The following is a 12,936-nucleotide window of genomic DNA, read 5'->3' as shown; positions in this document are numbered from 1 at the left end:
ATCCCCCTTCGTCAAGCGTGACGGCGCGACCCGACCGTCAAATGTCGGTTTCGTCCCGTCGCGGCGCAATCTATCAAGGCCGCCATGACTTTCTCGGGCATCATCGTCGCGGCCGGTTCCGGGTCGCGCGCCGGCGGCGAAAAACAATGGCGCGCCCTGGACGGCAAGCCCGTTCTGCGCTGGTCCGCCGAGGCCCTGCTGGGCGCCGGCGTCGACGAGGTCGTCGTCGTGGTCGCCCCCGGCGCCGAGGCCCGCGCGGCCCAGGCTCTGGCCGGCCTAACCGGCTGGCGCGCCGTCGCCGGCGGCGAGACCCGCGCCGATTCGGTCCGCGCCGGCCTGGCCGCCCTGACCTGCGGCCCTGACCAGCCCGTCCTGATCCATGACGCCGCCCGGCCGCTGCTGGACCGCGCCGTCATCGACCGGCTGGTCGCCGCTTTGGACGCTGCGGATGGCGCCCTGCCCGCCCTGCCCGTCGCCGACAGTCTGAGACGCGGCGAGAACGGCGCCATGGCCGGCGTGGTCGACCGCGACGGCCTGTGGCGCGCCCAGACGCCCCAGGCCTTCCGTCGTCGGACGATCGAGGCCGCCTACGCCGCCTGGGCCGACCCCGACGCCCCCACCGACGAGGCCGTGGTGGTCGAACGCCACGGCGGCCGCGTCGCCCTGGTCGCCGGCGATCCCCGGCTGATGAAACTGACCTATCCCGAGGATTTCGCCATGGCCGAGGCCCTGCTGTCGCAACCGGTTCGCTACCAGACCCGCATCGGGTCCGGTTATGACGTCCACCGCTGGGGGCCCGGCGGGTCGGTCTGGCTGTGCGGAATCGAGGTGCCGCACGACCAGACCCTGATCGGCCATTCCGACGCCGACGCCGGCCTGCACGCCCTGACCGACGCCCTGCTGGGCGCCATCGCCGAAGGGGACATCGGCGACCATTTCCCGCCGACCGATTCGAAATGGAAGGGCGCCTCGTCCGATCTCTTCCTGATCCACGCCGCCGAACTGGTCGCGGCGCGCGGAGGCCGGGTCGTCAATGTCGACGTCACCCTGATCTGTGAACGTCCCAAGATGAAGCCGCACCGCCAGGCCATGCGCGAACGGATCGCCGGCCTGCTCTCGCTTCCGCTCGACGCCGTCTCAGTCAAGGCCACCACCACCGAGGGGCTGGGCTTCACCGGCCGCGGCGAAGGTCTCGCCGCCCAGGCCGTGGCCACGGTCGAGATTCCGGCGTCCGCGTGAAATCCATTGGACTCCAGAAGTCCAAATCAGGCCGAAGGAATTCGATCGATTGCATGCATTGGACTCGGTTTTTCCGAATCCAATCCGAGCCGAACCCGATGACTACGCCCGGGTCTCATCTCGCCGCATACTGCATCTGCCGGACCAGAGAGCCGAACAGGTTGACATAGTCGTCCGTCCACGGACGGACCGCTGTTTCGTCCAGTTTCCGCCACCGCGCATCCTGGCGATAGGGCGCCATGGCCGTCTCGCTCTTGCCGATGATCAGGGCCTCGGTCGAGGCCTCGGCCATGTCCGGATAGTCGGCCCGCTCGATGAAGATCTGGTGCAGCGCCGGCGCCTTCAGGGCGGTGGCCGCCGCCTCCGACGGCAGGGTGATCTCAAGGTTGCGGTTCGACAGGTGCAGAACCACCACCCCATCCGGCTTCAGCAGCCGCAGATAGCCGGCGATCGCCTCCACCGTCAGCAGGTGGGTCGGCACGGCGTCCGAGGAGAAGGCGTCGATGATCAGCAGGTCATAGGTTCCTGCCGGCTCCCGCTCCATGGTCAGGCGGGCGTCGCCCAACACCGTCCGGATCGGCCCCTCGGCGCAACCATTGATGAAGCTGAACCAGCGCGGATCACGCGACATCCGGTCGACCATGGGGTCGATCTCGAAGAAGCTCATCCGGTCCTGGGCCCTCTTGTACGCCGCCATGGCGCCCGAACCCTGTCCCACCACGCCGATCACGGCCCCCGTCGGATGGTTGGCGTGGGTCTGCAGCGTCGCCTGCCCCAGCGGCGTGGACGTGGCGTAATAGAGAGTGGGCGTGCATCTTTGCCGCGCCGACTGGGCCTGGGCTCCGTGCAGTGTGGTGCCGTGCATCAGGACGTGAACCGGCCCACCGAACTCGGGATCCTGGGTCGTCGCCACCCGCATCACGCCGAAGAAGCTGCGCTCCGTCAGATCCCAGTCATAGCCGCGCGACACATGATACCCGGACCAGACCATGGCGCCGATGACCAGGGTGAACATCACCGCCCGTCCCCGCAGAAGGAAGCCGACCAGCGACGCCAGTCCCAGCACCGCCTGAGCGACCCGCACGAGATCCCGATCCGGCACGGCCGCTCGGACATCCGGCGCATAACGCACCATCGCCAGCCCCAGCGGCCCCATCAGGGCGATGACCACGCCCGCGACGCAGCAGATGATCTCCCACGGCCGAACCTCGCGCCGGCTCCACGGCCTCAGCAGGCCCACGGCCACCAGCACCAGCGGATATTCCCACACCATGCTGAACACGACCGGTGCGATCAGGGCGTTGAAGACCCCGCCCACCACCCCGCCCAGCGACAACAGCAGATAGAATTCCGTCAACCGGTCCGGCGCGGGCCGCCGCTCGGCCATTCGCTGATGACACATCAGGGCGGTGAAGAAGAAGCCCGCCAGGTTGACGACGAAGATCAACAGCCATTCCGTCGTCCGGAACGCCACCAACGCCGCCAGCGCCGCCAGCATGGCCGCCTGGATCATCAGGGTCAGCGGCAACGGCAGCACCGGCCGGTCCTGGAAGGCGATGACGAAGGTCAGCAGATAAAGGGCCAGCGGGATCACCCACAGGAAGGGGGCCGAGGCCACGTCGGTCGAAAGGTGGGCCGTCACCCCCAGCATCAGGCTGGACGGCGCCGCCGCCAGAAGGATCAGCATCCCCTTCTCGCGCCAGGCGATGGGCGGACTGGCCGCCAGTCGGGCCGGCTCGGGCAAGGACGCGTCGCGCCGTCTCCACACGATCACCGCCAGACCGACCACCATGACCACGAACAGCCCGTAACCGCCGGTCCAGCCCCAGCGTTGGCCGGACAGACTGGTCAAGGGCTCGATCAGCACAGGATAGGCCAGCAAGGCCAGGAAACTGCCCAGGTTCGAGGCCGCATACAGGACATAGGGATTGGCCCCGTCGGCTTGTCCGGCCCGAACCCGCGCATACCAGGCCTGCAACAGGGGCGCGGTCGCCGACAGTACGGCGAAGGGCGCGCCGATGGACAGGGTCAGGGTCGCCAGCATCCACACCGCCGGCGACGACGGATCCGGATCGCCGAACACCCCGCTGATCCGCAACGGCAGGAACAGGGCTGCGAGCAGCAAAAGGCCAAGGTGGACCACCACCTGTGTCCGCATCGAGCCGATCCGCTGCAGCAGGTGGGCGTAACCGTATCCGCCCAGCAGCGCCGTCTGGAAGAAGACCATCGAGGCGTTCCACACCGACGGCGATCCGCCCAGGGTCGGCAGGACCAGCTTGGTGACCATCGGCTGGACCACGAAGACCAGGCAGGCCGAGGTGAAAATGGCGATGGCGAACAGCACCGGCGTCAGGCGATCGCGCGGCTCAAGGACGGCGATCTTGGGTTCGGCGACATCGGTCATGGCTCTGGTTAGAGCGGGACTCGCGGCCTATGAAAAGATCATGTTCCCCGAAGACATCCAGCGCCTGGCGCAACAGATCGTCGCAACCGCCACAACGCGCAGCCTCATGCTGGCCACGGCCGAAAGCTGCACCGGCGGCCTGATCGCCGGCGCCCTGACCGCCGTGCCCGGCTCCTCCGGGGCCCTCGACCGGGGCTTCGTCACCTACAGCAATGCGGCCAAGCAGCAGATGCTGGACGTACCCGAGGCGACGCTGATCGCCCATGGCGCAGTATCCGAGGCCACCGCCCAGGCCATGGCCCGAGGGGCCGTCGCCCGATCGCGTGCGGCGATCGCCGTCGCGGTCACCGGCATCGCCGGCCCTGGCGGCGGCTCCGACGACAAGCCGGTCGGCCTGGTCCATTTCGCCGCCCAGGGGCCAGGCGGCCTGATCCACCGCGAGGAAAGGTTCGGAGACATCGGTCGCGACGCCGTCCGCCTGGCCAGCGTGCGCGTCGCCCTCGACCTGATCGCCGACCGGCTGGCCTCATGAGCGATCCAGTCGTCATCGATGCGCGCGGGCGCCGCTGCCCGACGCCCAGCCTCAAACTGATGAAGGCCATGGAGAACGCCGCGTCCGGCGCGCGTTTCAGGCTTCTGGCCACGGATCCCATGGCCCGGATCGACGTGCCCTTCCTGATGCAGCAGAAGTCCGGGCGCATCGTCGAAGTGGACGAGGCCGACGGCGTGCTCAGCTTCGTCGTCGAGATCAGCTAGGAGCGGGTTCGCCGGCTGGCGCGACGCTCCGACAGATTGACCACATCGGCAGGTGCGGCCACGACCCTGGCCCGGTCCTCATTATAGGCCTTGGCCGCGATCTCCATCTCGGTGGCGAAGGCGCCGCCGTAGAAGATGGCGTTGACGTTCCACGACAGCCAGATCAGCAGCACCACCACGGCGCCGACCGAGCCATAGGTCGCCCCCAGCGGGGCGATCTGCTCCACATAGATGGCGCACAGCCAGGACGAAATCACCGACATAAGGGTCGCCACCAGACCGCCAGTGACCGCCGGCAACCAGGCGACCGGCGAGGTGTGGCTCATGGCGTATCGGTACAGCATGGTCAGCCCGACAACGAGGCCAAGCGCGGGCAGAAGGGCGTCCAGAGGCATTGCGCCGCCGTCCCCGGACGTCGCTGACGCCGCCGCCGTGTGCGCCAGGATTCGCGCGGTCACCACGGCGCCCGACACCACGGTGAACAGGGCGAAGGCGAAGACGGCCACAAAGAAGGCCAGCAGATTGAACTTGAAGAAGCCGTGCGGTTCTGTCTCGTCGTGGATCAGGTTAAGGCCGGCCAGCAAAGCCTTAAATCCTCGGTGCGCGGCATAGGCGCCGACGAACAGGGCGAAGGCGCTCTGTGTCGAGACCGTCCGCGCCGAGGCGTTGGTCAGGCGGGTGATCTCGTCCTGGAAGATGCTCTCGGCGGCGCTGGGCAGCAGGTCCGACAGCGCGGCCGCCTGGGCGCTGACCTCGCTGATCGACAGACCCAGCTTGTAGAAGCCGATCAGGATGGCGATGGCCGGGAACACCGCCAGCAGGGCGAAGAAAGAGACGCCGCCCGTATAGAGCATCACATCCCGGCCCCAGCTGCGCGTGAAGGCTCGCACCGCGAGGCGTCCCCAGAATCCGGGCGCCTTCAGGACCGATCGGGTCAGGTGATCACTCAAGCCGGTCCCCACAACCGTTAACACAAGCGGCGGAACCTAGCGGATTCCCTCGCCGGGGAAAGTCTCATACGCGTGAACCCGTCTTTCCCCAGTTCCCGCCGGCCGCGACATTGCTTCCTTAAGGGGCGGCTGGCTATGGTCGCGCCGCCTCCAGGGGGCTATGGGCGCGGCGACGACCCGAGGAGACGACCGGCTTGGCTTTCGACGCGCGTGTATTGATCCTGGCGGCCGACGACGGCCGGATCGGGCCGCTCGCCGCCGGTCTGGACGCGCTGGGCTGGGCCACAGTCACGGCGCGCGACGTCGCCTCGGCCGAGGCGACGCTGCAGGACTTTCCGCTGGAAGCCGCCGTCGTCGATATCGATTCCTTCGCCGGCGACGTCGCCGTGCGGCTGCGCGCGGCCGCCGAGCCCCGCCGCCTGCCCATCATGATCGTGGGGGCGCGTCCCGATTCGGTGGAGGGCGCGGACCTGGCCATGTCGGCCCCGCCCCATCCCGCCCAGGCCGCCCTGCGGCTGGAACAACTGACCCGCGCCGCCATCGCAGAGGAAGAGTTCCATCTGCGCGCCGCCACCTTCGCCGCACGCGGGATCGACCTCGACGCCCACGACTCCGATGCGACCCCTTTGCGGGTCCTCGCCGCCGGCGTAGCCGACCGTCGCTTCCTGGCCCTGTCCAACGCCCTGACGGCCGCAGGGGTCGAGGTCGTCGCCGCGCCGACGCCCTACACCGCCTTTGACTATCTTCACGAGAGCCCGTTCGACGCTGCGGTTCTGTGGGGGGCGGAAGACCATGCTCCGGCTCTGTCGATCGCCTCGGGCATGAAGCGGAACACCCGCCTCTATCACATCCCTCTGATGCTCTATTCGCGCGGCCGAACCGAGATCGGTCTCAGCGAACTGTTCAACCGGGGCTTCGCCGACGTGGCGTCGCTCGACACGCCGGAAGACGAGACGGCCGAACGCCTGCTGGCCCTGGCCGGATCGCACCGCCGTCATCTGACCATTCGCAAGGCCCTGGATTCAGTCCGTAGTCTCGAACTGATGGACCCGGCGACGGGCCTATTCACACCCGAACTCTTCGCCGCCCATCTGGCCCGCGTCGCCGACGCCTCGCGCGCGCGCAAACGGCCTCTGTCGGTCTGTGTGCTGCGTGTGCGTGAGAACGAGGCCGTGGCTTGGGCGCGCCAGGGCGGCTGGCTGGATCGCGCCATGCCCCAGATCGGGGCCATGGTCTCGCGCCTCGTCCGGGTCGAAGACACTCCCGCCCGCCTGGCCAAGGAAGTCTTCGCCCTTGCCCTGCCGGCGACCCAGGGCGAGGCCGGGCGCCTTGCGGCCGAACGCATCGCCGCCGTTATCGGCTGCACCGCCTTCGACGCCGGTCCCGACCGCTCGCCCTTCGTCGCAGAATTCGACGTCGGCGCCGCCGAAATGCGGCCGGGCGAGTCGGCCGGCGCCCTGCTGGAACGCGCCTCGGCCGATCTGTTCGAAAAGACCCGTTGATCGACCTCTCCGCCCTGCTCGGCCTGCGCCGGGGATGACGGAGAAAGGGGGAGCGAAGGCCGTTACGCCCCCGCCACCCGCGCCAGGTCGGCGGTGATCCTCTCCGCCACCTTCAGCCGCTCCTCCGCCGTCGGCCAGTCGCCGCTGACGACGATCTTCTGATCCGGTCGGATTTTCCAGAAGGCGTGGTTCTTCTGGATCAGGCCCACAAGCCCGACCGGATTTGGGAAGCTGTTGTCGCGCAAGGTCAGCACGGCGCCGCGCGGCCCGATATCGATTTTCTCGATACAGGCCTTGCGACAGTTGGCCTTGATGCCGACGATCTTCAGCAGTTGCCGCGCCTCGTCCGGCAGAGGGCCGAACCGGTCGATCAGTTCGGCGGCCAGGGCTTCGCGATCCTCGGCCTGTTCCGCGTCCGACAGGCGGCGATACAGGCTGAGGCGGACGTTCAGGTCCGGGACGTATTCCTCTGGAATCAAAACGGAAGCGCCCACATTGATCGACGGCGACCAGCCGCGATCCACAGCCAGGCCCTCGCCCTTCTCGCGCAGTTCCGCCACCGCATCCTCCAGCATCTGCTGGTACAGTTCGACGCCCACCTCGCGGATATGGCCCGACTGTTCGTCGCCCAGCAGATTGCCGCCGCCGCGCTGATCCAGATCGTGGCTGGCCAGCTGGAAGCCGGCGCCCAGATTGTCCAGCGACTGCAGCACCTGCAGACGCCGCTCGGCCGACAGGGTCATCGGCTTGACCGCGTCGGTCGTCAGATAGGCGAAGGCCCGCGCCTTGGACCGGCCGACCCGGCCCCGGATCTGATACAGTTGCGCCAGGCCGAACATGTCGGCGCGGTGCACGACCAGGGTGTTGGCGGTCGGAATATCCAGCCCGCTCTCGACGATGGTGGTCGAGACCAGCACGTCGTACTCCCCGTCGTAGAAGGCGCTCATCACCTCCTCCAGCTGGGTCGCGCTCATCTGGCCGTGGCCGACGACGAACTTCACCTCGGGCACCTGCTCGCGGAGGAATTTCTCGATGGCCGGCAGGTCCTTCAGGCGCGGCGCGACATAATAGGCCTGACCGCCGCGATATTTCTCGCGCAGCAGGGCTTCGCGCACCAGCACCGGATCCCACGGCGTCACATAGGTCCGCACCGCCAGACGATCGACCGGCGGGGTGGCGATGATCGACATCTCGCGAATGCCCGACAGGGCCATCTGCAGGGTGCGCGGGATCGGCGTCGCGGTCAGGGTCAGCAGATGCACGTCGGCGCGCAGCGTCTTCAGCTTCTCCTTGTGCTTGACGCCGAAATGCTGCTCCTCGTCGACGATGACCAGGCCCAGGTCGCGGAAGCCGACCTGTTCGGACAGCACCGCATGGGTGCCGACGACGATCTCGACCGAGCCGTCCTTCAGCCCCTGGCGCGTCTCCGTCGCCTCCTTGCCCGTCACCATCCGCGACAGCTGCCGCACCTTGACCGGCCAGCCGGCGAACCGTTCCGAGAAGGTCTTGAAATGCTGCCGCGCCAACAGGGTCGTCGGGGCGACGATGGCCACCTGCTGACCCGTCATGGCCACGACGAAGGCGGCCCGCAGCGCCACCTCGGTCTTGCCGAAGCCGACATCGCCGCAGATCAGACGATCCATCGGCGTGCCCTTGCCCAGATCCTCCAGCACGTCGCCGATGGCGTTCAACTGGTCGTCCGTCTCCTCGTAGGGGAAGCGCGCGCAGAACTCGGCGAACAGGCCCGGCGGCGGCGTCACCGCATCCGTCTCGCGCAGCGCCCGTTTGGCGGCCAGGGCGATCAGCCCCTCGGCCATGGCGCGCAGCCGCTCCTTGGCCTTGGCCTTGCGCGCCTGCCAGCCCGCGCCGCCCAGCTTGTCCAGTTGAACCCCTTCGGAGTCCGAGCCGTAACGGGTCAGAAGATCAATATTCTCAACCGGCAGATAGAGTTTGCTCTCACCGGCGTAGAACAGTTCCAGGCAGTCGTGGGGCGCCGACTGGATGTCCAGCGTCTTCAGCCCCTCGTAGCGGCCGATGCCGTGATCCAGGTGGACCACCAGATCTCCGGTGGTCAGGGCCGAGGCCTCGGCCAGGAAGTTCGACGCGCGCCGCTTCTTCCTCGGCCGCGCCAGCCGGTCGCCCAGGATATCGGTCTCGGAAATGACTGCGACCTCGTCCGTCGCGAAACCATGCTCAACCGGCAGGACGCCGCGGAGATACAGGTCCTTGGGCGCCGTCTGCACGTCGGCCCAGTCGCGCACGGCGACGATATGGTCCAGCCCGTGATCGGCCAGCATGGTCGCCAACCGCTCGGACGAGCCCTCGGTCCACGAGGCGAACAGCACCCGCTTGCCGTCGTCCTTCAGCGCCTGGGCATGGGCCGCCACCGCCTCGAACAGATTGACGCTGTCCTGCGACCGCTCGGCCGCGAAGGTTCGGCCCAGCCGGCCGCCCGCATCCTCGCCGCCTCCGGAGAAGGGCGTGAACCGCCGCACGGCCCGCCCGGCCAGGGCCTGGTTCCAGTCGCCTGCGTCCAGATACAGTTGTCGCGGCGGCAGGGCGCGATTGGCGCTGGCCCCGCCCTTGGTCTTGGCCGCCTCGGCCCGCGCCTCATAGGCATCGGCGATCAGGTCCCACCGCTCGCCCCGCGCCGTCTCGACTTGGTTGTCGAGGAAGATCTGCGCCTCGTCCGGCAGATAGTCGAACAGGCTGTCCAGACCCTCGTAGAACAGCGGCAGCCACTGCTCCATGCCCTGACGCCGCGCGCCCTCGCTGATCGTCGCATACAGGGGATCGTCGCCCGGCGCCCCGAACAGGTTCAGATAGCCGGTGCGGAAGCGCGATATGGCCGCCGCATCCAGCAGGGCCTCGGACACGGGCGCCAGCGACACGGACTTCATCTGTCCCGTCGACCTCTGGGTCTCGGGATCGAAGGTGCGGATCGATTCCAGCTCTGAGCCGAACATGTCCAGCCGCACCGGCTCGGCGAAGCCCGGCGGATAGACGTCCACCACACCGCCGCGCACCGCGAACTCGCCCCGCTCCGACACGGTCGAGGCCCGGACATAGCCGTTGGCGGCGAAATACCGCTCGAGCGCCTGGATATCGAGATCGCTGCCGACCTTGGTCTCGAACCCCGCCTGGGTCGTCACCGACTTCGGCGGCGTGCGCTGCATGGCCGCCGAGACCGTCGTCACCACCAGCAGGGGCGCGTCCCCCGGCTTGCGCAGGGCCAGCCGCGTCAGGGTCGCCATCCGCTGGGCGGCGATGCCCGCCGTCGGGCTCAACCGGTCGTAGGGCAGGCAGTCCCAGGCCGGATAGTCCAGCACCTCAATATCTTGCGAGAAGAACTGGAAAGCCTGAACGAAGCCGCCCGACCGCTGATAATCGCGCGCGACGAACAGGCCGACCCCGCCCGACGCCTTCAACCGTTCGGCCACGATCAGGGCGTCCAGCCCTTCCGGCGCCCCGCCCAGATCGGCGTCCGTCCTCTGCACCCGCGCGTCCATCAGCCGATGCCCTTGCTGACCTCGGCGGCCACATGCTCACGCATGAAGGCCCTCAGCCTGGCCATCACGGGCGTCTCGAACTCGGGCGGCGTCGGATCGCGCTCGATGATCCAGCCGTAGAGCCACTGGTCCTCCTCGTCGATCAGCCGCTCGTACTCGTCCCACTCGGCGTCGGTCATCGTCGGCACGATCTGGTCCGAGAACGGCCCCAGCACCATGTCGGCCTCGCGGAAGCCCCGCCGCCACGAGCGAAACTGGATGCGGCCCAGCCGCTGCTTACGTTCGGGGGTCATTTCGCCGCCACTTTCGCTTTGGGGACGCGCGTCAATTTCGGCCACAAGAATCCTTGCCCGGTAAAGTTGGAGGACGCTCAAGCAGCGAGCCACAGCGTGGCGAGCGTTAGCCTCCTCAAATGGAAGAAGCGCAGATAGCGTTCCTGAGCCCATTTCGCCACCCGTCATGGTCACGCTATGTTCTCCGGCGATGCGTCCGCAGATTCTCTTTCCCCTGTTCGCCGAGGTCTCGACCCTGAAGGGCGTGGGCCCCCGCGTCCTGCCCCTGGTGCACAAGGTGGCGGGGCCTCTGGTGCGCGATCTGGTCTTTCTCGGCCCCTCCGGCGTCGTCGTGCGCCGCCCGATGGAGGCCGCGACCGCGGTCGATGGCGAAGTCGGGATTTTCGAGGTGACCATCGACCGCCTCTTTGCGCCCAGCCGCCCCGGCGCGCCGCTGAAGGTCCGCGCCAGCGACCCGACCGGCTTCGTCCACCTGGTCTGGTTCGGCGGTTCGCCCCAGCATATCGACCGGCTGCTGCCGCGCGGCGAGACCCGGCTCGTCTCAGGCAAGGTCGAACGCTTCAACGGCGAGGTCCAGATCGTCCACCCCGACATCGTCACGGTGGACAAGGCGGCCGACATCCCCGCCTCCGAGCCCGTCTATCCGGCGACGCAAGGCCTGACCTCGCGCCAAATCCGCAAACTGGTCCAGGCCGCCCTGCCCGCCGCTCCCGACCTGGCCGAATGGCAGGATCCCGCCTGGCTGAAGAAACAGGACTGGCTGTCCTGGCGCGCCGCCCTCGACGCCCTGCACGCCCCGGCGGGCGAGGCCGATCTGGCGCCAGACGCGCCCGTCCGCCAGCGCCTGGCCTATGACGAATTCCTGGCCCACCAGTTGGCCCTGGCCCGCCGCCGCCGCGCCCGTGAGATCAAGCCTTCGCCGGTCATCCGCCCCGGCCCCGCCGCGGATGATTTGCTCCAGGCCCTGCCCTTCCAGCTGACCAACGCCCAGGCCCAGGCCGTCGCCGAGATCCGCCGCGACCTGGCCAGCGGCAAACAGATGGGACGACTGCTGCAGGGCGACGTGGGCTCCGGCAAGACGGCCGTCGCGGCCCTGGCCCTGGCCGACGCCGCCTCCAGCGGTTTCCAGTCCGCCCTGATGGCCCCAACCGAGATCCTGGCCCGCCAGCATTACGAGAAGCTCGGCCCCCTGCTGGAAAAGGCAGGGATCACCGCCGTCCTGCTGACCGGCCGCGACACCAACGGCCAGCGCCGCGAGAAACTGGCCGACCTGGCGTCCGGTCAGGCCCAGGTCGCCATCGGCACCCACGCCCTGTTCCAGGACGCCGTCCGATTCGACCGCCTGGCCCTGGCCGTCATCGACGAACAGCACCGGTTCGGCGTCAACGAGCGCCAGCGGCTCCAGGCCAAGGGCGAGCCGCGTCTCGGCGCCGTCCATCTGCTGACCATGTCGGCCACCCCCATCCCCCGCACCCTGGAACTGACCCAGTACGGCGAGCTGGAGGTCAGCCGCCTGACCGAGAAACCGCCCGGCCGCACGCCCGTCACGACCGCTGTCGTTCCCCTGGTCCGGATTGGTGAAGTCGCCGCCCGGCTGAAGACCGCCGTCGAAAGCGGCGCCCAGGCCTACTGGATCTGCCCTCTGGTCGAGGAATCCGAGGCCATCGACTTGGCCGCCGCCGTCGATCGCGCCGACGACCTGCGCCGCCTGCTGGGCGTCGAGGTCGGCCTGGCCCACGGCCAGATGCCCGGCGCCGAGCGCGAAGCCGTCATGGCCGACTTCGCCGACGGCCGCATCCCGGTCCTGGTCGCCACCACGGTCGTCGAGGTCGGGGTCGACGTGCCCAACGCCTCGATCATGGTCATCGAACACGCCGACCGGTTCGGCCTGGCCCAACTCCACCAGCTACGCGGCCGCGTCGGCCGCGGCTCCAAGGCCAGTTCCTGCATCCTGCTGTACGGCGGTCAGGACGGCGCACTTGGAGAGACGGCCAAGGAAAGGCTGGAGACCCTGCGCCGCACCGAGGACGGGTTCGAAATCGCCGAGGAGGACTTCCGCCTGCGCGGCGGCGGCGACCCCCTGGGCCTGAAACAGAGCGGCTTCCCCGCCTACCGCTTCGCCGACCCGATAAAGCACCGCACCCTGATGCTGGCCGCCGCCGACGACGCACGGCTGGTGCTCGGCCGCGATCCCGATCTGACCTCCGAACGCGGTCAGGCGATCCAGGTGCTGGAAGAGCTGTTCGACTGGAAGGGCCACAGGTCCGGGTCGGACTGAGGCGA

Annotated in this window: 9 protein-coding genes; 5 read left to right on the top strand and 4 right to left on the bottom strand. The window is 68.7% G+C overall.

Translation table 11 applies throughout. The features are described 5' to 3' along the window. Positions 1-84 precede the first annotated feature (84 nt). Positions 85-1,239, top strand: a complete 1,155-nt coding sequence (locus tag ACIQ1T_RS06220) for a bifunctional 2-C-methyl-D-erythritol 4-phosphate cytidylyltransferase/2-C-methyl-D-erythritol 2,4-cyclodiphosphate synthase (RefSeq protein ID WP_395943654.1) — start codon at positions 85-87, stop codon at positions 1,237-1,239. Positions 1,240-1,354: 115 nt separating this feature from the next. Here ACIQ1T_RS06220 and ACIQ1T_RS06215 read toward each other — a convergent pair whose 3' ends face one another. Next, a complete protein-coding gene (locus ACIQ1T_RS06215; protein WP_395943653.1) occupies positions 1,355-3,643 on the bottom strand; it encodes a spermidine synthase in 2,289 nt (762 codons plus the stop codon). A gap of 40 nt (positions 3,644-3,683) precedes the next feature. Here ACIQ1T_RS06215 and ACIQ1T_RS06210 point away from each other — a divergent pair, with 40 nt between their 5' ends. Then, positions 3,684-4,175: a CinA family protein gene (locus ACIQ1T_RS06210; RefSeq protein ID WP_395943652.1), complete on the top strand. Its 492-nt coding sequence runs from the start codon at positions 3,684-3,686 to the stop codon at positions 4,173-4,175. Then, positions 4,172-4,399, top strand: a complete 228-nt coding sequence (locus ACIQ1T_RS06205; protein ID WP_395943651.1) for a sulfurtransferase TusA family protein — start codon at positions 4,172-4,174, stop codon at positions 4,397-4,399. Before ACIQ1T_RS06210 ends, ACIQ1T_RS06205 begins: the two co-directional genes overlap by 4 nt. Here ACIQ1T_RS06205 and ACIQ1T_RS06200 read toward each other — a convergent pair. Beyond that, entirely contained in the window at positions 4,396-5,253 is an 858-nt protein-coding gene (locus ACIQ1T_RS06200; RefSeq protein ID WP_395943804.1) for a YihY/virulence factor BrkB family protein, read from the bottom strand. The genes ACIQ1T_RS06205 and ACIQ1T_RS06200 overlap by 4 nt on opposite strands. Before the next feature lie 290 nt (positions 5,254-5,543). Here ACIQ1T_RS06200 and ACIQ1T_RS06195 point away from each other — a divergent pair, with 290 nt between their 5' ends. Further along, positions 5,544-6,851 carry a diguanylate cyclase domain-containing protein gene (locus ACIQ1T_RS06195; protein ID WP_395943650.1) on the top strand — a complete coding sequence of 436 codons (1,308 nt, stop codon included), beginning with the start codon at positions 5,544-5,546 and terminating at the stop codon, positions 6,849-6,851. A gap of 62 nt (positions 6,852-6,913) precedes the next feature. Here ACIQ1T_RS06195 and mfd read toward each other — a convergent pair whose 3' ends face one another. After that, positions 6,914-10,360 carry a transcription-repair coupling factor gene (gene mfd, locus ACIQ1T_RS06190; RefSeq protein ID WP_395943649.1) on the bottom strand — a complete coding sequence of 1,149 codons (3,447 nt, stop codon included), beginning with the start codon at positions 10,358-10,360 and terminating at the stop codon, positions 6,914-6,916. After that, positions 10,360-10,653: a succinate dehydrogenase assembly factor 2 gene (locus ACIQ1T_RS06185; protein ID WP_395943648.1), complete on the bottom strand. Its 294-nt coding sequence runs from the start codon at positions 10,651-10,653 to the stop codon at positions 10,360-10,362. The genes mfd and ACIQ1T_RS06185 overlap by 1 nt, the downstream gene beginning before the upstream one ends. Positions 10,654-10,843: 190 nt before the next feature. On the opposite strand from ACIQ1T_RS06185, the gene recG reads away from it, so the two are divergent. After that, positions 10,844-12,931 (top strand): ATP-dependent DNA helicase RecG, encoded by a 2,088-nt coding sequence (gene recG, locus ACIQ1T_RS06180; RefSeq protein ID WP_395943647.1) that lies wholly within the window; start codon positions 10,844-10,846, stop codon positions 12,929-12,931. Positions 12,932-12,936: the final 5 nt, after the last annotated feature.

It is taken from the genome of Brevundimonas sp. (assembly GCF_044336875.1).
Lineage (GTDB): Bacteria > Pseudomonadota > Alphaproteobacteria > Caulobacterales > Caulobacteraceae > Brevundimonas.
The sequence above is the reverse complement of the archived record's forward strand: the minus strand, read 5'-3'. Positions and strand labels throughout refer to the sequence as shown.